This is a genomic window from Bacillus sp. ISL-46 (genome assembly GCF_018613205.1).
Window position 1 is genome coordinate 24,433 of sequence record NZ_JAGGQR010000017.1, and the last position, 20,392, is coordinate 44,824.

Sequence of the window (20,392 nt, forward strand, 5' to 3'; positions counted from 1 at the left end):
AAGAAAAACAGCAAAAATTGCCCACAAACGCCAAGGCCGCAGGCAAAAGAAAAAGCCACCCCATGGATGACTTTTCCTTATTTATTTATGGTTTCCGCTGATATGTCCAAACACGTTCATCATTTGATGTTTCAGGAAATGTATCCCCTGCTTTTAGCTTTATTTTTTTGGGATTATTAACAGGGCTTTCCGTGTCACCGATTTCAACATACACACCATTATTAGGTGCTTTTTTTCCTGATTTAAACTGATGATTTTGACCCATTTTTTTCCCTCCTTCTATTCTACATCTTTATTATTACCTTTTTGTTAGCGGCTCATTATTGGAATTTTTTGCAAATTATCTTATTAGTCGACATTATTTCCTAAGAAATACGCAAAGATTCTTCAAACTTTGACGATTGTATGAACTTATCGCTCATTTGTTGCTAATTATTCTTTGTTAACAATATAATTATAGTATTATCTAGCAAATTAAACCTTGACTGTCATTTTTTAAAATCAAATGAGCATTGAATTCGTACCTTTAAAGGTGGTTATGAGTATGCAGTCAGTAAAAGAAATGCCGGTAACACTGTCCCATCTTTTTGATACCGTTCACCATATAAAAAAAATTGAAAAAGGTACCTTTTTATTTCAAGAAGGATCTGTAGCCGATGAATTGTATATTGTTCAAAGTGGCATTCTTCAAATCAGCAAGATCATCCCTGATGGAAGAGAACTTACGTTAAGAATGTGCTCGCGTGGTGATTTTGTTGGTGAATTAAACTTATTTTCCCCTTCTTCAAGATATTTATTAAGTGCACGTGTTGTCGAGAGTGGTGAAGTTGCCGTTATTATGAAAGACACGCTTGAAGAAAAACTCTCGCAAAATCTGGCACTTTCATTTGAATTCATAAAGTGGATGAGTCAGCAACATCGAAAAACTCAAACTAAGTTTCGTGATTTGGTTCTTCATGGAAAAAAAGGGGCTCTTTATTCCACACTTATTCGAATTACCAATAGTTATGGAATTAAAACCCATAAAGGAATATTAATTGAATTACCACTAACCAATCAAGAGTTAGCCAATTTTTGTGGTACATCAAGAGAAGTAGTAAATCGCTTGTTGAGCGATTTACGAAAGGCCGGTATCCTGTCAATTGATAAAGGAACAATTACTATTCATGATTTAGAGTATTTAAAACGGGAAATTGATTGTGAAGATTGTCCAACCGAAATCTGTAAAGTTGATTAGAATTGCTGCTGGCAAACAACTTAAAATAAAGCAAAAAAATCGGTCATATCGACCGATTTTTTTATTTTAATAAGATTATTTGAATGGCCATGATCGTAAAGAATATAGCTGAATTTATTATTTCGTAAATGCCAATTTGTTTAGGCGATAATGGTTTCCCATAAAATATAATAGCTCTCAGAAGACTTGGGATAAATGCTATTGCAACGATCCAAAAGCCAACTCTGAACCACACTGCCACTAAAAGAAAATGGTAAATCCATGAAATCCATTTAAATTGGGTATTCTTCTTCTCCCTAATCATTGTTTTGACATAAAAAGTACAGCCCACAAAAAACAGGACCGAAGTTACAAAGGTGAAAACAAGCGTCTCTATGTTCATAACACCGTGTTCTAAATAACTGCTTGCTAATCCAGCAACTGAAAAGGCAAAAATAGCAGAGAGATCATTCATAAAAGCACGGTCTTGATTTTTGGAAGTAAAGTAAGCATTTATTATAAAAAACGGAATCATTAGAAGACCAAAATAAAAAATAGTTGGTCTTTCCAAAAGTGGATTAAGTAAAAGTAATAGGGATGGAATCATATATACAAGTGTCCATTTAGTATAAAACTGAAGTTTTTTCTTTTTAAATAAAAGAAGCATCGGATAGGTCGCCAAGTATAATAGGAGCCATCCAAAGAAAAATGGAACATGCTTCCACATAAACCCTCCTTCAATGACACCAAGCCAAAAAGGGATGATTAGCATTGCCCATGCACCATGTTGTTTCGGTAAAAATAACTTCATCATTTTCACTCCTCTTCCTTGACTAACCTAAATATAAGCCAGCTTAGCGGAAAAATAAGTGAAACACATCACATAATTACAGTAAAAAAGAAGGACTCCGCCTTCTTTTTGTGACAAAATTGTTTAGGTTAAAATGGAAGTACAGCAAATCTATATCATCTACTAGGTAACTTCAATCATCTCTAGGTCGGTTATCCAATGAGTGATTGCTGTATTTCCATTAAAGACCTATAATTCTATTTTAACAAACATAATATCCCCTAATTTGTATTGTAGAGTATATCCATATTTCTAGCTGTGATAAAAGTAACAGATTTGACAATTTTATTAACTTTTTTGATTAATTTTATGAACAAGCTCCTGAAGTAATTGCTCAATCCAGATTAATGCACCTTCATCGTTGATATGAAAGCTGGGCACATTGATTCTTGATGTGATTTGCTTCTGCATTTCTTCTTTCCAATACACAATTGCAGAAACATTACTTACGGTGTCTAACAAAGAAAGGTCACTTTCATCTCTTAATAGCAGTAACTTCGGGAAGGACTTTAACTTATAGCCTTCGATTAATATTACATCTGGATGAAAGAATTTCATTAACTCGATCTGATCTTCTAGTGATGGATAGAAATTGTCAGCCCGTAACATTAAACTTCCATCTCCTTCAACAATCGAGGCAAGCGCACCTGCATTTAAATGTTTTTCTGTATCTTTCTGCGGCATGGCTGCGAGCCTGCCTCCATGACCATGATGCTTAATTGTAACTGTTTTAAGTCCTTTTTTTACTAAGTCTTCGATCAGTTTGGATGTTATGGTGGTTTTCCCACTATTTTGATAACCAACCACCTGAAAGATGACAGGCTTTACCACGGCCACATACTGCCAACCTGGTCTTCAAGCAGGAGGACATCGACTTCACAACCGGCTGTAAAGCCTCTAGTTCCGCCTGGAAGAATCATCAACGAATTAGCTCCAGAAAGGCTCATTATAATGTTAGACTTGTCAAGTCCACTCGGTTTTGCCTTTAGTCTTCCCGCATCTATAAACGTAGAACTTCGGACAAACCTTGTAAACGGATTGGCTTTAGGAAAATCGACTTCTAAAAGAGCTTGTTCTTTACGAAGGTGAGGTTTTTCTGAAAAAAGCATCCTACGGATAATTGGGCGGGCAAACAATTCAAAGCCTACATAACAAGCCGAAGGATTACCCGAGAGTCCAAAGAGAAGCTTCCCATTGTGCTGTGCAACCGTCGTCACACTTCCAGGGCGCATGGCAACTTTATTAAAGAAAACCTCTGCCCCAAGCTTTTCATAGATAGCAGGCAGATAATCAAAATCCCCAACTGAAACCCCGCCGGTGGTAATTAATAAGTCTACTTCATTTATTGCTTTTTGGACTGCTTCAAAGCAAGTGTCGAATTCATCAGGAAGCTTTCCAAAATAGTGAACAATGGCTCCCGCTCTTTCAATTTGAGCTGCAATCATATGGGAATTACTATTACGAATTTTTCCTGGAACTAAGGCTTCATTTACTTCTAAAAGCTCTGTCCCTGTTGCAAACAAACCAACACGTGGCTTTTTCGCAACGGACACTCGTTCATATCCAAACGTAGCAAGCATTGCTTGAATTCCAGGATTTATCAATGTACCTTTTTTCACCAAAACTTCACCCTGCTTGGCATCTTCACCACTGAACGAAACGTTATCCCCCTCTTTAAAGCTGCGTTTAATGGACATATATGGGATTCCATCCTTTTCGTAAGCCTTAGCCACCTCAAACATAACGACAGCATCTGTTCCTACTGGCATCATTGCGCCAGTCATAATTCTAACAGCTTGGTGCTCTCCAATTACTTTAGTAGAAACCATTCCCGCGCCGATGTGATCGACCACTTCAAATTCAACTACATTGGATTGCGAAGCCTCTCGTGTATCGATTGACCTGACAGCAAAGCCATCATACGGTGCACGGTCAAAATGGGGCACATCGCTAGTTGCGATTAAATCCTCCGATAAAAAGCGGCCAAAGCTTTCATTTATCGAAACTTTTTCGGTCACACCAAGTAATTGATATTCCATTATGCTTTTGACCGCTTCTCCAATTGGAATCGGTCTTCTTCTTTCGAACAAAATAATCAGCTCCTGCCTTAAACAAATATCTATCCATTGTAATATGTACTAATAGTCATCGACTAATCAACATTATAAGCTTATTAAAAACTTACTAACATATCAAATGTCACAAAATAAAAGAATCTTGCCAAAAAATATAAGATCATAGGGAATGTGTGATTCAGGTCACCTAGTTTTTTTCTATTTTACATTATGCTTAGGTTAGATTTAATCTTGGACTTTGGGAGGAAATTAAAGATGAGTTTTACAATTACAGCCAATTCATTAGTTAAAGATATTGTTAACGAATTACCTAAAACGAGTGATGTTTTCAAAAAGAACCGAATCGATTTTTGCTGCGGTGGTAATATTCCGTTAACAGAAGCAGTTGCTCAAAATAAGCTTAACCTGGATACATTGTTAGATGACTTAAAAGAGGTATTTGAAAAATACGAAAACACCGAGAAAGATGTTGAGGTTTGGACTAATTCTGATTCAACTACAATTATTGATCATGTCATTTCCAACTACCATCGTGTATCTGAAGAGGAACTAACTATGCTAAGTCCCTATGTAACGAAGGTTTCACGTGTCCATGGAGATAATCATCCAGAGTTACTAAAGGTTTACGAACTCTTCTTTGAATTCAAAAAAGAATTGATGGAGCATATGGCGAAAGAGGAAGCTGTTGTATTCCCATTAATTAAGCAGCTTGCGGATGGAACCGTGGAGAATCGTGAAGAAGCAATTGCAATGATTGTTGAATTAGAAAAAGAACATGACCATGCCGGTGAAATTTTAAGAGAGATCCGTGCAGTAACTTCTGACTACACTCTACCTCTGGATGCATGCGGTACGTACCGATTAGTATATGCACGCTTGGAAGCGTTAGAAGGATTAACCTTTATGCATGTGCATCTTGAAAACAACATCCTATTTCCTAGGTATCTTTTATAAAATCAACAGTCCGCTTTTCTTAAAGCGGGCTGTTTTTTTGTACAAAAAAACTCTCTTCCTGGAAGAGAGTTTAACCACCAATATAGGACATTTCTATTTTTTTACGGTTTTTGTGCGTTTCGTCTGTTCGTTCGTCTGAATATCTGTCATCTCGTCCATTCCAAATGGCGCTCACCCGCTCACGGATTTCTTCATCAGAGGCACCGTTTCTCATAAAATTACGGATATCATGCCCATTCCCATTAAATAAACAAGTAAAAATCTGACCATTCGCTGAAAGTCGAGAACGAGTGCAACTTGAACAAAATGATTCCGAAACAGATGTGATAAATCCTACATTCACATCTTTATCTTTATAGCGGTACACCTTTGCCACTTCTCCGTAATAGGCTGGGTCAACGGGTTCAAGATCAAATTGTTCTTTTAACAAATAATATATCTGTTTTTTAGTAATAACATCATCCATTTTCCAGCCGTTCGTGGAGCCAACATCCATGAATTCTATATAGCGAAGCTCCAGACCGTTCTCTTTGCAGTACTCTGCCATTGGAATAATTTCAGTATCATTCAAACCTTTTTTGACAACCATATTAATTTTGACCCCAAGACCTGCTTGTTTCGCTGCTTCAATGCCTTCCAAAACTGGCCCAGTTCCAACCCCACGCCCGTTAATTTTGCCAAACAATTCATCGTTTAAGGTATCAAGGCTTACATTTACTCTTTTGAGTCCTGCTTCCTTTAAATCTTTGGCAAATTTCGGTAGAAGCACACCATTCGTCGTTAATCCGATATCAAGTAAGCCCTCAATAGCTGACAGCTTCTTAACAAGAATGGGCATATCTCTACGAAGAAGAGGTTCTCCTCCTGTTAGGCGGATTTTTTCCACACCCAAACTAACAAATATTTTCGCTAGGCGTTCGATCTCTTCATAGGATAGCAAGGCACTTTTAGGAAGAAACTCAAAATCAGGACCAAATTGGTCAGCTGGCATACAGTATTGGCAACGGAAATTACATCGATCAATCACAGAAATTCTTAAGTCATGCAATGGTCTATTTAATTTATCTTTAATAATGGTTTTTTCCATTCCATATCAACTCCATTATTTTAAGGAACCTAATGATATTCAGTGTACCAGTCTTTAGATAAAAAAACTGTTACTTTATTCACTATAGCAATACTTTTTAATACAATTCTTATCTTAGCAGAAGTTTTACAATCTATAAATAACTGTTTTGGTAAAAATTTTCCTCTACAGATTTTATTCATTTAACCTAAAATTCAAATAGAAAATAAATAAACATGATTAATTTCATATGAGTTTTCACTATATTGTCATTGTTTACTTCTTCTTATTGGTTCCTCATGAGATAAAATGGTACTAACAAACTAAACATTGATCACGATGGAAAATAGATGGTTGTTAAATGGAAAACGAGGTGCGCTATTCTCAACACTTATCCGTATGTCGAATAGTTATGGTATTCAAAAAGATAATGAGATCTTAATAGATCTGCCGTTAACCAACCAAGAACTTGCCAACTTCTGCGGTACTTCACGTGAGAGTACAAACCGTATACTTAGTGAACTAAAGAAAGATAAAATCATTTCAGTTAAAAAAGGAAAGATCTCTATATTGGATTTACAATACTTAAAAAATGAAATCGACTGTGAAAATTGTTCTGCCGTTTATTGCAGTATCGAATAGGCTGGCCTTTACTTATTTGTAGTTATCTATATACGCAAGGCTGTCTCACTATTGAGGCAACCTTGTTTTATCGTTTTAATTTACTGTACTTGCTTTTCTCTTAATGATTTAGGAATATAAACGCAGAATGGCTCGCTTTCTAGATAATCTCCAGTCATCGCATACGCTCTAGACCTTGATCCTCCGCAAACATGACGGAATTCACAGACACCACATTTCCCTTTAAAAAGATCTGGGTTTCTTAGCGATTGGAATATTGGTGATTCACGATAAATTTCCGCTAATGGAGTTTCCCGGATATTACCAGCTTTAACGGGTAATAGTCCGCTTGGATATACATCCCCCGTATGAGAGATGAATACAAAACCATTACCATCATTAACACCTTTTAGTGCTCGCCCTAAACCATCGATAGAGCCTGTTAATCCCTTTTCTGTTAATGCGCTTAAATACTCAATCTCATCTGTTGTTTCTTTCGCTTCGCGCATTTTTTGTTGAATCACAACACGTCTGTAGTGCATTGCTTCTGTTGTTTTGATATCAAAAGACACGCGCTTACTTAAATCATATAGCCATCTGAATACTTTTTCATGTTGAACTGGAGAAATCATATCTGATTGTTGACCTCTTCCTGTTGGCACTAGGAAAAAGACACTCCATAACACACATTCTAAGTCTTCAACCATTTTTGCCATTTCATCAAGGTAGTCAATATTGTAACGGGAAATCACCGTATTAATCTGAATGGGTAATCCAACTTCATGCAAATATTTTATTTTTTCCATGGTAAGGTCAAATGATCCAGCTGTTCCTCTAAAATGGTCATGAATCTCAGCCCTAGGACCATCAATACTAAATGCCCAGCGAGCAAGACCTACTTCTTTTGCTTTTTCAATTGCTTCTTTTGTTACATTTGGTGTCGCACTTGGGGTCATTGATACCCGAACGCCTTTTTCAACTGCATATTTCGCAATATCAAAAACATCTTCTCTCATCAGCGGGTCTCCGCCAGTAAAAACAAGCATCGGATTGTTCATTTCATATATTTGATCAATTAGATTTTTTCCTTCTTCAAAAGATAGTTCACGTGGATCCCTTTTATACTGTGCATCGGCACGGCAGTGCAGACACTTTAATTGACAAGCTCTAGTGAGTTCCCAAATCACGATAAAAGGGTCTTTATTAAAATCTCGGCTAATAGCCATATGAAACGCCTCCTAATAACGGCTATTCAAATCCAACAGCCTTATTAATCTTTATTATAAAGGTGTTTATATTTGAAAAAAGTGAACTATCTCACATTCTGTAAGCTAGATATGTCTGAATCGTGAAGAATAAGAAAAGCGCAAGCGCCCGGTTAGCGGCGTATGGACTGGAGCACTTTGACTAAGATAAAGGATACACGTAGAGCGTTAGCGATCCGATGTTGACTTTTCGTAGGGAAAAGGGCGAAGTACACTAGCCGCTGGGCGCTGGAGCTAGACAGTTATCTAAGTTCAAATTTTTCACCTTTCTTATTTTGAAATAAAAAAAACAGCAGAAAATCTGCTGTTTCTAAAAAATACGCTTATTTTACTGAGAGTTCAAAAGCCTCTAATTAAGCTTAGCGAATTCCTAATGCGATTTTCGCATAACGTGACATCATTTCTTTATTCCATGGAGGATTAAAAACAATATTTACTTCTACTTCTTTGATTTCCGGAATGTCGGCCAATGCCCGTTTAACCTGGTCAACAATTGTTCCAGCAAGTGGGCAGCCCATTGAAGTTAACGTCATTGTAATCGTTACGTTTCCTTCTTCATCCATTTCAGCATTATATACTAATCCTAAATTAACAATATCTACTCCTAGTTCAGGGTCGATTACTAGTTCTAAGGCACCCATGATATTTTCTTTTAGTTCTTCATTCATGTTTGATCCACTCCTTCATTATCTTTGTCCCACTCTATTATAGCAAATTATCAAGCATGCCAAGATTGAGACTTAGTTAAAAAAAGTATATAGTTTTTTTATATCATTTGGTGTGAATTTTTTTACAGTTTAGATATAAAATTGTTAACATAGTAAATATAGGAATTAATAATTCCACTAAGTATTAAATTCATAATTGCAGTGTAACATGTATATAAATTTTTTCCTAAAGCGACGCACTTTATTAGCGATGAAAATTATAATTAGAAGGAGTTATTATGACAGATAGACACCTAATTGCATTAGATTTAGATGGGACATTATTAAAAGATGATAAAACGATATCATTAAAAACACACGGAATTATTAAAAAAGCAAGAGAACAAGGTCATATCGTTATGATTGCAACAGGAAGGCCTTATCGTTCCAGCGAGATGTACTATCGGGAATTGGATTTGGACACTCCGATTGTCAATTTCAATGGAGCATTTATGCATCACCCTCGAAAACCTGACTGGGGATTTTATCATGAACCTCTTGATATAAAGGTTGCAAAAGATATTGTGGAAGCGTGCAGAAGTTTCCACTTCCATAATATAATTGCCGAAGTGATCGATGATGTTTACTTCCATTACCACGATGAAAAGCTGTTAGATATTTTCAACTTTGGCAATCCAAAAATCACTACGGGCGATCTGGCAAATTATTTAAATGATTCACCCACGAGTTTGTTAATTCATACGGAGGAGGATCAATTAAAGATAATTCGCGAACACTTATCGGCTGTCCATGCAGAAGTTATCGATCATCGCAGTTGGGCCGCTCCATGGCATGTGGTTGAAATTATAAAGGTTGGCTTAAGTAAGGCCGTGGGGTTAAAAAAGGCTTCTGATTATTATGGTATTCCCGCTGATAGAATTATTGCGTTTGGCGATGAAGACAACGACCTTGAAATGCTTGAATATGCTGGTCATGGAATTGCCATGGGAAATGGAATCGACAGTGTGAAAAATATTGCTAATGACGTCACTTTAAGTAACGAAGAAGATGGTGTTGCTCAATATTTGGCGGATTTGTTAAATATAAAATATTAACACTCATTTCACCATTGTTTACCTAAATGAACCTCCCCCTTTTGGTACATACTATTTTTTGAGGCAGCGTTGCTGTTTCAATATGAGCTATGAGCATATTGGAGGGATTCGAATGGGTAAACGAAACAAATCAAAACGCTTTGTTCAGCAAGGAGTGGATACGGTCAGTAAGCATGCTGAACGTATTCCTTATCACATGACTTACGCTGAAGCGGAAGCTCAGAAGATGTCCAATGTGCAAGAATCCTCGCTTGGAGGAATATAACATGGGAAACCAATTGTTCCAAGAAGCACGAAGATTTGTTGAGATGGCGAAGTCTGCCGACCCAGCTGATCTTGATTCTGCTGTCGCGAAAGCTAAAAATGCATTAAGTTCTGCTTATGCAAATTCGACTGTAGCAGAGCAAGCACAGCTCCAACAAATGCAACAAGAGCTTGAACAGATGACTTAAAAAGAAAAGCGGAGGCACCTACGGGCGCTTCCGCTTTTCTTTTTGTCTAGCTACAGCGCCTAGGGGCTCGGGGTCATAAGCCAATCCGTCCTGAAGGTTAAAAAGTAACCTTCAAGCCGGCTTCTTATGCCTGTCGCCCCTGAACAAGGCGCTTCCGCTTTTCTTTTTATTCCTTACGAAAAAATCCATAGATATTGGTTGTTTGAATAATATTTGTAAAGGCATTGGGATCCACTTCCTTAAGGATCCTTTCCAAATCAAAGAGCTCATAGCGGGTAATAACAACCATCAACATTTCTCTTGCTTCGTTTGAGAACGCACCTTTTGCTGGTAGAATCGTGATTCCTCTTACAAGTTTTTCTTGTATTGCTTTTTTCATTACATCAGCCTTTTTGGTAATAATTATTGCAGTGAGTTTTGCATGTCTAGTATGAATGGCGTCAATCACTCTTGTCGAAGTATATAAAGTGACAAGTGTATAAAGGGCTTTCTCCCAGCCATACAAAAATCCAGCTGTTATAATAATCACCCCATTTATAACCAACATATAGGGTCCGATCGGCTTGTCTTTCATTCTCGATAAAACCATTGCAATGATATCCACTCCGCCTGTTGAAGCCCCCCATTTTAACGTAATCCCGACGCCAACAGCTTGGATGACACCACCAAAAACAGCATTTAGAAGGATATCATTCGAAACTTGTTTAATAGGAATTAGTATTAAAAACAACGAGGACAGGGCAACACTTATAAAGCTATAGACGGTAAAGGATTTCCCTACCTTTTTCCAGCCTAAAATGGCCACAGGAATATTCAGCAATAATAATAATAACCCTAGTGAAACATGGATAGGAGTATAGTCACTTAACACCTTTGAAAGTAGTTGTGCTATTCCAGTAAATCCACTTGAATAAATATTTGCCGGTATTAAAAATAAATTCATCGCTAACGCAACTAACAATGAACCCGCTGCCACCACTACCATTTTTTGCGCCTGGAGCCATATCATTTCAATTTCCCCCTTTATATGTGATTGTCAATCCATTAATACTTTTGTGGTGATTGCTAATTGTATTTTTATGGTGAAACCGATAAACTGAAACTATAAATTAGCCTGAAAGCAGGTGAGCTTCATGCAGGTAAGAATACTAGCTGATAGCGCATGCGATTTACCAAAAAGTTTTTATGAAGAGAATCATGTTACTTTATTTCCTTTAAAAGTCGAGATTAATGGCAAAGAATTTGAAGATGTAAAATCAATTGATCCAAACACCGTCTATGAGGCAATCCGTAATGGTGTTGTTCCAAAAACATCTCAAGTCTCCCCACTTCTGTTTGAGGAAGTATTTACCGAAATGGCAGAAAAAGATGAAGATGGGATATACATAGCTTTTTCTTCAGAATTATCTGGTACATATTCAACCGCTGTTATGATTCTTGACCAAGTGAAGGAAAAATATCCAAATTTTAAATTAACAATTGTCGATACAAAATGTGCATCGCTTGGATCTGGTCTTGTAGTTAAAGAAGCAGCATCACTCGCCATGAAAGGTGTCGGTAAAGAAACAATCTTAGAAGAAGTTGTTTTTAGAAGCCAACACATGGAACATCTTTTTACTGTTGAAGATTTAGATTATTTAGCAAAGGGTGGCCGAGTATCAAAAGCATCTGCCTTCCTCGGTGGATTATTGAACATTAAGCCCATCTTAAATGTAGAAGCCGGAAAACTTGTTCCAATTGAAAAAATACGTGGGAAGAAAAAAGTAATGCGCCGTATCATCGAAATCATGAAGGAACGCGGGGCAAATATGGAAGACCAAGTGATTGGGATTAGCCAAGCTGATTGTGAAGAAACCACATTAGAAATGAAAGCACTGATTGAAGAAGAATTCCATCCGAAAGAGGTATTCATTTCTTCCATTGGTTCTGCCGTTGGGTCACATACAGGTGCAGGAACAATCGCCATTTTCTTCTTAAATCAAATGCCTTCTTAATAATAAAAAAATGAGTGAGGTGCGCACCTCACTCATTTCCATTACTCTATTTATGGTCTGTCTGCTTGGAGTATTGATTTTTTCCAGCTTGACGATTTTTTTCGCGCATCATATTCTTTTCATGGCGAAGGGCATTGTTGTCTTTTGCTTTTTTATCGTTGTCTGATGTGTGTGGCATATCCTTACCCCTTTCAAATAGATTCATTTTAGTTTCTGTCAATTTGAAAAGAGTATGTAAAAACACATTAATCTTTCTTTACATATGTCCAGTTGCCCTCTTGGTATACCCTGCCCTCTTTCATAAGCTTTCCAAGGGCCCGCTTGAAGGCACCTTTGCTCAAATCAAAGCGATCTTTAATATCTTCAGGCATGCTTTTATCGTTATAGGGCATGGCTCCATTTCTGCTCATTAGATATTCATATATCCGTTCCGCATCTAGATCCTGCGATTCCTCTTTCCTTGCTAGTAATGAAACATTAATTGTTCCGTCTTCCTTAACGTCAATAATCCTTCCCTCAACCTTTTCACCTATACGGGGCTCTTCTGGTCTTTGTGATTCATGAATGAAACCTTTGAACCCTTCTATTGTAAAGATCCAGCTGCCTACTTTAGCTGTACGATAAATATGTCCCTGCACATTTTTATTAAAATTTTCTCTTGTTGCTTTTACGGAAATAGATTCAATTACTTGGTCACTGGCAAGCTTCGCGTAAAGAAGGTAATTGCTGCTTAGCTTTAAAGTTATGTATACTAAATCTCCTGGCATTGGCCATACTGACTTATGCACAGGCAAATCATCGATTCCTAACAAAATATCCTTTGGAAGTCCTATATTGATAAAGACGCCAATTCTTGGATTTATGTCCGTTACTTTAACCCAAGCATATCGTCCAATCGCAACCTCAGGAATAATGGTTGATGCAGAGATTCGACCTTCTGAATCAACATAAAGAAACACTTCAACCTGATCTTCTTCTTCTAATTCTTGATTGGCTTGATTTATATGCAGCAAAACATCTTCATTACCGTCTGTTAAAAAATAGCCAAAGGATGCTTTACGGGCGACTGTTAATGTGGTTGTTTGACCAATAAGTTCATTTAAAGACATATATAACTCCTTCTTTCTTTTTCGGAGAATTTTCCTAAGCGGTTGTTACAACTGCTATATTTTACTATAATGTACCCATAAAGGGAAACTTTAGCAGGCTGAGTTTCACATTTTGTTATAAAATGGAGGTTTTGTTATGTCAAAAGATAGCTCATTTGATATTGTATCTCAAGTAGACTTATCTGAAGTTTCAAATGCGATTGCCCAAACCATGAAGGAAATTGGCACTCGCTATGATTTTAAAGGCAGTAAAAGTGAAGTCTCACTTGATAAAGAAAAAGAAGAGCTTGTTCTTATTTCAGATGATGAATATAAAATGGACCAGCTTAAAGATGTTTTATTTAGCAAATTGATGAAACGAAGCGTTCCCGTTAGAAATCTTGACTATGGGAAAGTCGAAAAAGCATCAGGCGGAACTGTTCGCCAAAGAGCCAAGCTTGTTCAAGGTATTGATAAAGAAAATGCCAAAAAAATCAATACAATTATTAAAAATAGTGGCGTCAAGGTAAAAAGTCAGGTACAGGACGACCAAGTTCGTGTTAGCGGTAAAAACCGCGATGATTTACAAAAAATAATCTCCCTCGTGCGCGAGGCTGACCTAACTGTAGATGTCCAGTTTATTAATTATCGTTAAGAACAAAACGGCGGAAGGATTTAAAATCCTTTCGCTTTTTATTATCTATATTTTTCATAATTTAACCCATTTAACTAAAACTAATTGTGAGTAAACACTTGGAGGTTTTAGTAAATGAGCAACAATCAAAATAAACAAAAGAATATCTTTCCACCTCAGCATCAGAACCATCAACCTGGCATAGAAAGTGAAATGGATCCTCGGCCTATTTCAGTTGATCCTAATTATAAGCCTGGAGGAAAATTAGCAGGTAAAACAGCGATTATTACCGGTGGCGACAGTGGTATAGGAAAATCAGTTGCTATTTATTTTGCCAAAGAAGGGGCAGATATTGCTATTGTCTATTTAGAAGAGCATCAAGATGCAGAAGAAACTAAACAAATGATTGAAGCCGAGGGTCGAAGATGTCTTCTTTATTCGGGTGACATTGGCAATGAAGATTTTTGTAAGGAGACTGTCAATAAGATTCATTCTGAGTTTGGCCGATTAGATATACTCGTCAACAATGCAGCGGAACAACATCCGCAAAAAAGCTTATTGTCTATTACTTCGGATCAATTGGAAAAAACGTTCCGAACGAATATTTTCTCCTTTTTTTATATGACTAAAATGGTTCTGCCTTTTTTAAAACAAGGGGCATCCATCATTAATACTGCCTCGATTACTGCTTACAAGGGGAATGAACAATTATTGGACTATTCAGCTACAAAAGGTGCGGTTGTTTCCTTTACCCGCTCTTTAGCGATGTCTCTTGCACCTCAAGGGATTCGTGTTAATGGTGTGGCTCCAGGTCCCATTTGGACACCACTCATTCCATCGACTTTCCCTGCAGACCAGGTTGCAACTTTCGGATCAACTACCCCAATGGGGAGAGCAGGACAACCATTTGAATTGGCCGCAAGCTATGTTTTCCTGGCTTCAGATGACTCCTCCTATGTTAGTGGGCAAATGATTCATGTAAATGGCGGAGAAATTATCAATAGTTAAAAAAATGTCGGGGATTTCCCCGACATTTTATCTTTTTCGTTTCCTTATTTTATAAAGAAATAAGAAACACAACAGGTATACAACGGCTACGCTAGCAATTAATGAGAATTTGATGCCACTTTTCTCAGCTAAAACATATACCTCTGAATTATCCCGATCAAGGATGATCATGTATTTATTATCTTCACTTTTAACTTTATCTCCTGCCAACAGGCCCCGCAGCTCTTTTCCACCTTCAATTTGACTATTTGTTAACGTAACACTTTGGGATTTACTCGAATTATTGATTGCAATTATTGACGTTTCACCTTTATAAACTCGTTTATAAACTGCCATTCCCTTTTGATCATAGAGCATTTCCATTGTCCCTCTTGTTAGCGATGGAAGCTGATTTCTTAATTCACTCACCTTGGTAATATAATCAATCAGGTCCTTTTCCGCTCGAAAGCTCATTTGCCCACGGTTATCCGGGATTTCTCCCCCATTTAAAGCAATTTCACTTCCATAATAAAAGAAGGGGATTCCAGGGGTCGTGTAAAGATAAACCAATGCTGTTTTCCAGCGTGAGCCAGGGAATTGTTTCTTTGCCACAATGTCACTCGTAAATCTTGACGTATATTCATTATCCATAAAATTTGCCCTTAATAAGGAGTTCAGACCATTATCAGCACCCGAATAAAGTGTGCTGAAAGATTGATCCGTACCTGCAAACGTTTTTCTTAACTTTTCGCTATACGAGTAATCAACTACACTATCTATTCCGGCACTTTCATACTCTTTCAGATTAGTTGAAGTATTTTTCGACATGACTCCCAACAGAAAGAAATCCTTGTTTTCTTTCTTAACTTCAGTTGAAAAATCTGTCCAAAAGCTTACTGGAACATAATTTACTTCTGGTAGACTAAGCCCATCAATATCTGTTTTATTAATCCACCATTTTGCTGCATTAATTAAGTATTTTTTTACTTCAGGGTTGTCCTGATTAAGGTCAGGCAAGCCCTCCGACCAGCCCATTTCAAGCTCCTTCTGATTTTCATTTCCAGCAAGGGTATCCTTTTTTTCATGAAACCAGTCCTGCTTATTAGTATCACTTAACCATGGATGGTCCGCAGCTACATTATTCGTCACAAAATCCATGATAACCTTCATCTTTCGCTTATGCGCTTCTTTTACAAGCGTTTGGAAAGTCTTAATTGTGCCAAAATGCTCGTCTACTTTGTAAAAATCATTCACCCAAGAACCATGGTAGCCATTCTTTGCATTGTCAACTATCGGAGTTAGTCGAATCGAAGTAAATCCCATATCATGGATGTAATCCAATTTATCAATAATACCTTGGATATCACCGCCGTTATATGCTAATGGGTCTTTGGCATTAACATCGATGTCATTTTTTCTATCCCCGTCGTTAAAACGATCTACCATGATAGAATAAACGGATTCATCCTGCCACAAACGTTCACCCTTTTCAACAGCAGCATTTGCAGGAAATGATGAATTTAGTAATAATAGCATTAAAATAAAAGTAATTTTTTTCATAAAGTTATATCCTCCTCTAAAAAAAAAGAAGAGGATATCCTCTTCCCTACACCATTTTAATCTAATCAAGTCCTTATTCCAAATTTTAATTCTTCGTTTTATCGGAAATTCATTTTTAATTTACTATGTTAATATTGTAATCCTTAAACCATGTATGGAGCTGCACAAGATATGCCAATAACTGTGGTCCTGTCATCAATTGCCCAAACCAAGGTTCTTGAAATGAATTTCCACCAGACTTGACGATACTCTCAAGCTGTTCTTTATTAAAAAATTCATGCAATGCTGAGGATTTATCTTGTAATATATTTTCCACCAGTTTTTGAACGGCAATGGTATAGGCAGGATTATGTGTTTTTGGATAAGGGCTTTTTTTCCGGTACAATACTTCCTCTGGTAATATACCTTCAAAGGCTTTTCTAAGAATCCCTTTTTCCCTGCCTCGATACATTTTCATATCCCATGGGATATTCCATACATATTCGACAAGACGGTGATCAGCAAAGGGAACTCTGACTTCCAGGCTTGCGCCCATGCTCATTCGGTCTTTCCGATCAAGTAATGTTGTCATAAAATTAATCATATTAATATAAAATAATTCTCTGCGTTTAGAATCTTCCCCGCTTTCACCCTCTAGCCTCGGGGTTTCGGCAACCGCTTGATAATACTTTTCCATGACATAGTCATTTAATTTTAATTTTTCCTGCCAATGCGATTTCAACAAACCTTGTCTTTCTGATACAGATCTCATCCACGGAAATCCTGGACGTTCTAAGTCTTGTTTTCGATGGAACCAAGGATACCCTCCGAAAATTTCATCAGCACATTCCCCTGAAAGGCTGACAACAAAATCCTGTTTAATTTCCTTACAAAACCACAGTAACGATGAATCCACATCTGCCATCCCTGGAAGATCTCTAACATGTGTAGCTTCCACCAAATCATTGACCAATTGCCTTTGAGTAATAATTTTGTTATGGTGCTTTGTATTAAATTTATCCGTTATCATTTGAATAAATTTCCCATCAGCATCCGGCTGGAATTCATTTGAAGAAAAGAATTTGTCATTACCTTCATAATCGATTGAATAAGTGTGTAACTGCCCCTTATTTTGGTCCTTGAATCCTTTTGCGGCAATGGCCGTGATGATGCTAGAATCTAGTCCGCCAGATAAAAAGGTACTTAGAGGAACATCGGAAACAAGCTGCCTTGTTACCGCATCGGTGACTAAATAACGGACCTTTTCTGCTGTTTCTTCCACATTATCCTTGTGTTCACCACTTTTTACATTCCAATATCTCCAAATTTTTAAACCATTTTTTGAAAATGTTAATGCATGGGCTGGTCTTAGTTCTTTAATCCCTTTAAAAACACCAGAACCCGGTGACCTGGAAGGGCCGATTCCAAAGATCTCAGCAAGCCCCTCTTGATCAATCTCTGTTTTCACTTCTGGATGGGCTAAAATAGCCTTGGTTTCAGAAGCAAATATAAGCCCCTTCTTGTGTTCTCTGAAAAATAATGGTTTAACCCCTAAGCGGTCACGACCAATAAAGAGCTGTTCCTTCTTATTATCCCAAATGGCAAATGCATAAATCCCATTTAAGTAATTTACACACTCTTCCGCCCATTCTATATAGGCAGATAATAGAACTTCTGTATCAGAATGACCTTTAAATGAATATCCTTTAGTATGGAGAACTTTGCGGATATCTTCTGTATTATATAATTCCCCATTGTAGCAAATGGTGTAATCGAAGCCGTCTTTTTGTTTGGACATTGGCTGCCTTCCCCCTTCAGGGTCGACAACAATAAGTCTCTTATGGCCAAAAGCGACATGTGTCTCAGACCAGATGTTGGTCTCATCAGGTCCTCTTTTTGCCAGTGTATTGGTCATTTTGGTAAGTGTACCCGCCTCGTTCTTAAGTGATTTATCAAAATTAATCCAGCCTGTAATACCACACATTTCCTATCACACTCCTCATTAACAGAACTACTGTACATGAATTCATGTTTTTATAGTATTCAGCCCATGGGAAATGGTTAATTGTCCGAATAGAAAAGCGGAGGTCGATGGAGTAAGCCAACAATTCATATGATTTAAAAGATAATACTTTATCTTTCAGTTATAAAATTTCATGAAGATGTCTAAAAAGAATATGATAGCATCTGGGCACGGAGGTTAATAATGAATCGACAACAACGAATGAGACTTTACGATTTTCAGGAAAGAGCATACACAGAAGGAACTGTTGAACAAATTAATGAACAATGGATTTTTTTTGATGAGGAAACAGAAGAAGCCGAAATGTTAGATGATTACCTTCAGCAGGAAATAGAAGTCTTCCGAATGAATCGTTGGAAGAAAGGTAAATTGTATGAAACAGGAAAGGTCCGAATTGGAAACGAAGCAACGATGCTTCGTAACCATGATTTAGTAAGAATTAGGAAACATTTAATTTATTCACTTGAGCGGCTTTTAGATGGAATCAATGATGATGCTTTTTTTCAATTTGTGACCACTTTAAACTCCTTAAACTTTTCTATTTACGATTGCATCTATTGTTACAACCATTTATCCTTCTTATCGGACGAAAATCGAAAGGATGGAGTTAATTTTTTGGTTTTCGATAATCAGGAGCAAATTTGTAATGTCCAGCACCACTTTTGTTACTATGAAAAAGTTAATGATCGATTTGAATTTACATTAAATACCGGAAAACGATTAGTGATCGAAAAAATGATATCATAAGAAAAAGGCTGGGGCAGCTCCCACGCCTTTTTTTTTGGTACCAATTTAGTTCCCGATGTATTTTGAATAAAGCAATTTTGCTTGGACCAAATCATTTGTACCATGAATCAATACACGTGCATCTTTAAATACGACAATAGAAATATCTTCATCAGGAGTAAAACGGATTAAGTAGTCATTTCCTGATACTTTACCACTTTTCTTGAGATTCGCAGCCAACTTTTTTACATCTAAGTCTCGTTTATTTCTAGGATTGATTTGGACTGTATTACGCCCACAAAGTGTCGTATAGGCCACCTGGAGTTCCGAGGATCGATCTAAAAAATCAAATTGATGATTCACACATGTCGGACAATTAGAATTTCTCCCTTCTGAAATATCCATTTGCATGGTGGTATAATCCCATATATCAATTTGTTCTAGATTAGGTGTAGTCTTTTCATCAATTAATATTTTCATTGTTTCCATGACTTGAAAGGAACCGATAATATCCGTCAATGGTGACAATACGCCAACTGTATCGCAGGTTTCCCCCGTCCCAGTTGGGACATGTGGAAAGAGACAGCGGTAGCAGGGGGTAATTCCGGGTTTGATCGAGGCAAACATGCCTCTTGAACTAACAGCAGCACCATGAACCCAAGGAATTCCGTACTTTACGGCCACATCATTGATTAAGAATCGTGTCATAAAATTATCAGAGCCATCAACGATACAATTAAATTCCGTTAATAATTCTTCCGCATTATCTAGGTTTAAATCAGCGATTACTGCATCGACTGTAACAGTAGAATTAATTCGATTTAATCTTTTTTTTGCAGCAATTACCTTTGGGAGCTGTAATTTTGCATCCTCTTCATCAAAAAGTGTCTGCCGCTGCAAATTTGATAGTTCAACCAAATCCCTATCAATTAACCTTATATAGCCAACTCCAGAACGAACCAGATGGTTCGCGATTACCGTGCCAAGTGCACCAACTCCAACAATTGCCACTTTGCTATTTTGCAATTTTATTTGTCCTGACTCCCCAATCTGTTGAAAAAGAATCTGTCTTGAATAGCGTTCTAAATCACTCATGATCCACCTCTTTCCTAAGTTAAACTGTAATCATGAACCGCAAAA

22 protein-coding genes and 1 pseudogene are annotated in these 20,392 nt (G+C 37.2%); 10 read left to right on the plus strand and 13 right to left on the minus strand.

Going from position 1 to position 20,392, the window contains the following annotated elements:
• Window positions 1-85: 85 nt before the first annotated feature.
• Window positions 86-265, minus strand: a complete 180-nt coding sequence (locus J7E67_RS11745) for a YjzC family protein (protein WP_214713194.1) — start codon at window positions 263-265, stop codon at window positions 86-88.
• A 279-nt stretch (window positions 266-544) separates the two neighbouring features.
• On the opposite strand from J7E67_RS11745, the gene J7E67_RS11750 reads away from it, so the two are divergent.
• Entirely contained in the window at window positions 545-1,237 is a 693-nt protein-coding gene (locus tag J7E67_RS11750; protein WP_374223925.1) for a Crp/Fnr family transcriptional regulator, read from the plus strand.
• Window positions 1,238-1,298: 61 nt separating this feature from the next.
• Here the strand turns inward: J7E67_RS11750 and J7E67_RS11755 are convergent, their stop codons facing one another.
• The 3 genes from J7E67_RS11755 to J7E67_RS11765 form a co-directional block, all read right to left on the minus strand.
• On the minus strand, window positions 1,299-2,030 hold the full coding sequence (locus J7E67_RS11755) for a YwiC-like family protein (RefSeq protein ID WP_308160444.1): 732 nt from the start codon (window positions 2,028-2,030) through the stop codon (window positions 1,299-1,301).
• Between the two features lie 324 nt (window positions 2,031-2,354).
• The gene (gene mobB / locus J7E67_RS11760; RefSeq protein ID WP_214713196.1) at window positions 2,355-2,903 is read right to left on the minus strand and encodes a molybdopterin-guanine dinucleotide biosynthesis protein B; all 549 of its coding nucleotides are present in this window, start codon (window positions 2,901-2,903) and stop codon (window positions 2,355-2,357) included.
• On the minus strand, window positions 2,891-4,156 hold the full coding sequence (locus J7E67_RS11765; RefSeq protein WP_214713197.1) for a molybdopterin molybdotransferase MoeA: 1,266 nt from the start codon (window positions 4,154-4,156) through the stop codon (window positions 2,891-2,893). Before J7E67_RS11765 ends, mobB begins: the two co-directional genes overlap by 13 nt.
• Before the next feature lie 240 nt (window positions 4,157-4,396).
• On the opposite strand from J7E67_RS11765, the gene ric reads away from it, so the two are divergent.
• Entirely contained in the window at window positions 4,397-5,095 is a 699-nt protein-coding gene (gene ric / locus J7E67_RS11770) for an iron-sulfur cluster repair di-iron protein (RefSeq protein ID WP_214713198.1), read from the plus strand.
• A gap of 70 nt (window positions 5,096-5,165) precedes the next feature.
• Here the strand turns inward: ric and moaA are convergent, their stop codons facing one another.
• On the minus strand, window positions 5,166-6,182 hold the full coding sequence (gene moaA / locus J7E67_RS11775) for a GTP 3',8-cyclase MoaA (protein ID WP_214713199.1): 1,017 nt from the start codon (window positions 6,180-6,182) through the stop codon (window positions 5,166-5,168).
• A 333-nt stretch (window positions 6,183-6,515) separates the two neighbouring features.
• Here moaA and J7E67_RS11780 point away from each other — a divergent pair.
• Window positions 6,516-6,803 (plus strand): annotated as a pseudogene (locus J7E67_RS11780) (helix-turn-helix domain-containing protein); the annotation flags it as partial.
• A gap of 80 nt (window positions 6,804-6,883) precedes the next feature.
• Here J7E67_RS11780 and J7E67_RS11785 read toward each other — a convergent pair.
• Complete coding sequence (locus J7E67_RS11785) at window positions 6,884-8,008, minus strand: TIGR04053 family radical SAM/SPASM domain-containing protein (RefSeq protein WP_214713200.1); 1,125 nt, start codon at window positions 8,006-8,008, stop codon at window positions 6,884-6,886.
• Window positions 8,009-8,406: 398 nt separating this feature from the next.
• The gene (locus J7E67_RS11790) at window positions 8,407-8,715 is read right to left on the minus strand and encodes a metal-sulfur cluster assembly factor (RefSeq protein ID WP_088086048.1); all 309 of its coding nucleotides are present in this window, start codon (window positions 8,713-8,715) and stop codon (window positions 8,407-8,409) included.
• Window positions 8,716-8,993: 278 nt separating this feature from the next.
• Between J7E67_RS11790 and J7E67_RS11795 the strand changes: the two genes are divergently transcribed.
• The 3 genes from J7E67_RS11795 to J7E67_RS11805 all read left to right on the plus strand — a co-directional run bounded on the left by J7E67_RS11795 (window position 8,994) and on the right by J7E67_RS11805 (window position 10,261).
• Window positions 8,994-9,809, plus strand: a complete 816-nt coding sequence (locus J7E67_RS11795) for a Cof-type HAD-IIB family hydrolase (RefSeq protein WP_251026716.1) — start codon at window positions 8,994-8,996, stop codon at window positions 9,807-9,809.
• A gap of 112 nt (window positions 9,810-9,921) precedes the next feature.
• On the plus strand, window positions 9,922-10,074 hold the full coding sequence (locus J7E67_RS11800; RefSeq protein WP_168242474.1) for a hypothetical protein: 153 nt from the start codon (window positions 9,922-9,924) through the stop codon (window positions 10,072-10,074).
• A 1-nt stretch (window position 10,075) separates the two neighbouring features.
• Window positions 10,076-10,261, plus strand: coding sequence for a DUF3813 domain-containing protein (locus J7E67_RS11805; RefSeq protein ID WP_088086046.1), 186 nt, complete (start codon window positions 10,076-10,078; stop codon window positions 10,259-10,261).
• Window positions 10,262-10,427: 166 nt separating this feature from the next.
• Here the strand turns inward: J7E67_RS11805 and J7E67_RS11810 are convergent, their stop codons facing one another.
• Entirely contained in the window at window positions 10,428-11,270 is an 843-nt protein-coding gene (locus J7E67_RS11810; RefSeq protein ID WP_214713201.1) for a YitT family protein, read from the minus strand.
• A 124-nt stretch (window positions 11,271-11,394) separates the two neighbouring features.
• On the opposite strand from J7E67_RS11810, the gene J7E67_RS11815 reads away from it, so the two are divergent.
• On the plus strand, window positions 11,395-12,255 hold the full coding sequence (locus J7E67_RS11815) for a DegV family protein (RefSeq protein ID WP_214713202.1): 861 nt from the start codon (window positions 11,395-11,397) through the stop codon (window positions 12,253-12,255).
• A gap of 46 nt (window positions 12,256-12,301) precedes the next feature.
• Here J7E67_RS11815 and J7E67_RS11820 read toward each other — a convergent pair whose 3' ends face one another.
• Both J7E67_RS11820 and J7E67_RS11825 read right to left on the minus strand, forming a co-directional pair.
• Window positions 12,302-12,433 carry a DUF3941 domain-containing protein gene (locus J7E67_RS11820; RefSeq protein WP_024028473.1) on the minus strand — a complete coding sequence of 44 codons (132 nt, stop codon included), beginning with the start codon at window positions 12,431-12,433 and terminating at the stop codon, window positions 12,302-12,304.
• A gap of 67 nt (window positions 12,434-12,500) precedes the next feature.
• Window positions 12,501-13,364, minus strand: a complete 864-nt coding sequence (locus tag J7E67_RS11825; protein WP_214713203.1) for a CvfB family protein — start codon at window positions 13,362-13,364, stop codon at window positions 12,501-12,503.
• A gap of 136 nt (window positions 13,365-13,500) precedes the next feature.
• On the opposite strand from J7E67_RS11825, the gene J7E67_RS11830 reads away from it, so the two are divergent.
• Complete coding sequence (locus J7E67_RS11830; RefSeq protein ID WP_088086042.1) at window positions 13,501-13,998, plus strand: YajQ family cyclic di-GMP-binding protein; 498 nt, start codon at window positions 13,501-13,503, stop codon at window positions 13,996-13,998.
• 114 nt (window positions 13,999-14,112) lie between these two features.
• Complete coding sequence (locus J7E67_RS11835) at window positions 14,113-14,985, plus strand: SDR family oxidoreductase (protein WP_214713204.1); 873 nt, start codon at window positions 14,113-14,115, stop codon at window positions 14,983-14,985.
• Window positions 14,986-15,012: 27 nt separating this feature from the next.
• On the opposite strand, the gene J7E67_RS11840 is transcribed toward J7E67_RS11835, so the two are convergent.
• Window positions 15,013-16,524: an alpha-amylase family glycosyl hydrolase gene (locus J7E67_RS11840; RefSeq protein ID WP_214713205.1), complete on the minus strand. Its 1,512-nt coding sequence runs from the start codon at window positions 16,522-16,524 to the stop codon at window positions 15,013-15,015.
• Between the two features lie 115 nt (window positions 16,525-16,639).
• Window positions 16,640-18,487: an asparagine synthase (glutamine-hydrolyzing) gene (gene asnB, locus J7E67_RS11845; RefSeq protein ID WP_214713206.1), complete on the minus strand. Its 1,848-nt coding sequence runs from the start codon at window positions 18,485-18,487 to the stop codon at window positions 16,640-16,642.
• A 222-nt stretch (window positions 18,488-18,709) separates the two neighbouring features.
• Here asnB and J7E67_RS11850 point away from each other — a divergent pair, with 222 nt between their 5' ends.
• On the plus strand, window positions 18,710-19,273 hold the full coding sequence (locus tag J7E67_RS11850) for a DUF2777 domain-containing protein (protein WP_214713207.1): 564 nt from the start codon (window positions 18,710-18,712) through the stop codon (window positions 19,271-19,273).
• A 45-nt stretch (window positions 19,274-19,318) separates the two neighbouring features.
• Here the strand turns inward: J7E67_RS11850 and J7E67_RS11855 are convergent, their stop codons facing one another.
• On the minus strand, window positions 19,319-20,347 hold the full coding sequence (locus J7E67_RS11855) for a ThiF family adenylyltransferase (RefSeq protein ID WP_214731997.1): 1,029 nt from the start codon (window positions 20,345-20,347) through the stop codon (window positions 19,319-19,321).
• Window positions 20,348-20,392 lie beyond the last annotated feature (45 nt).

Excerpts from the sequence above, each read along its gene's own strand:
- J7E67_RS11745 (WP_214713194.1), bottom strand. The coding sequence starts at position 265 with ATGGGTCAAAATCATCAGTTTAAATCAGGAAAAAAAGCACCTAATAAT.
- J7E67_RS11750 (WP_374223925.1), top strand. The coding sequence starts at position 545 with ATGCAGTCAGTAAAAGAAATGCCGGTAACACTGTCCCATCTTTTTGAT.
- J7E67_RS11755 (WP_308160444.1), bottom strand. The coding sequence starts at position 2,030 with ATGATGAAGTTATTTTTACCGAAACAACATGGTGCATGGGCAATGCTA.
- ric (WP_214713198.1), top strand. The coding sequence starts at position 4,397 with ATGAGTTTTACAATTACAGCCAATTCATTAGTTAAAGATATTGTTAAC.
- moaA (WP_214713199.1), bottom strand. The coding sequence starts at position 6,182 with ATGGAAAAAACCATTATTAAAGATAAATTAAATAGACCATTGCATGAC.
- J7E67_RS11785 (WP_214713200.1), bottom strand. The coding sequence starts at position 8,008 with ATGGCTATTAGCCGAGATTTTAATAAAGACCCTTTTATCGTGATTTGG.
- J7E67_RS11790 (WP_088086048.1), bottom strand. The coding sequence starts at position 8,715 with ATGAATGAAGAACTAAAAGAAAATATCATGGGTGCCTTAGAACTAGTA.
- J7E67_RS11795 (WP_251026716.1), top strand. The coding sequence starts at position 8,994 with ATGACAGATAGACACCTAATTGCATTAGATTTAGATGGGACATTATTA.
- J7E67_RS11800 (WP_168242474.1), top strand. The coding sequence starts at position 9,922 with ATGGGTAAACGAAACAAATCAAAACGCTTTGTTCAGCAAGGAGTGGAT.
- J7E67_RS11805 (WP_088086046.1), top strand. The coding sequence starts at position 10,076 with ATGGGAAACCAATTGTTCCAAGAAGCACGAAGATTTGTTGAGATGGCG.
- J7E67_RS11810 (WP_214713201.1), bottom strand. The coding sequence starts at position 11,270 with ATGATATGGCTCCAGGCGCAAAAAATGGTAGTGGTGGCAGCGGGTTCA.
- J7E67_RS11815 (WP_214713202.1), top strand. The coding sequence starts at position 11,395 with ATGCAGGTAAGAATACTAGCTGATAGCGCATGCGATTTACCAAAAAGT.
- J7E67_RS11820 (WP_024028473.1), bottom strand. The coding sequence starts at position 12,433 with ATGCCACACACATCAGACAACGATAAAAAAGCAAAAGACAACAATGCC.
- J7E67_RS11825 (WP_214713203.1), bottom strand. The coding sequence starts at position 13,364 with ATGTCTTTAAATGAACTTATTGGTCAAACAACCACATTAACAGTCGCC.
- J7E67_RS11830 (WP_088086042.1), top strand. The coding sequence starts at position 13,501 with ATGTCAAAAGATAGCTCATTTGATATTGTATCTCAAGTAGACTTATCT.
- J7E67_RS11835 (WP_214713204.1), top strand. The coding sequence starts at position 14,113 with ATGAGCAACAATCAAAATAAACAAAAGAATATCTTTCCACCTCAGCAT.
- J7E67_RS11840 (WP_214713205.1), bottom strand. The coding sequence starts at position 16,524 with ATGAAAAAAATTACTTTTATTTTAATGCTATTATTACTAAATTCATCA.
- asnB (WP_214713206.1), bottom strand. The coding sequence starts at position 18,487 with ATGTGTGGTATTACAGGCTGGATTAATTTTGATAAATCACTTAAGAAC.
- J7E67_RS11850 (WP_214713207.1), top strand. The coding sequence starts at position 18,710 with ATGAATCGACAACAACGAATGAGACTTTACGATTTTCAGGAAAGAGCA.
- J7E67_RS11855 (WP_214731997.1), bottom strand. The coding sequence starts at position 20,347 with ATGAGTGATTTAGAACGCTATTCAAGACAGATTCTTTTTCAACAGATT.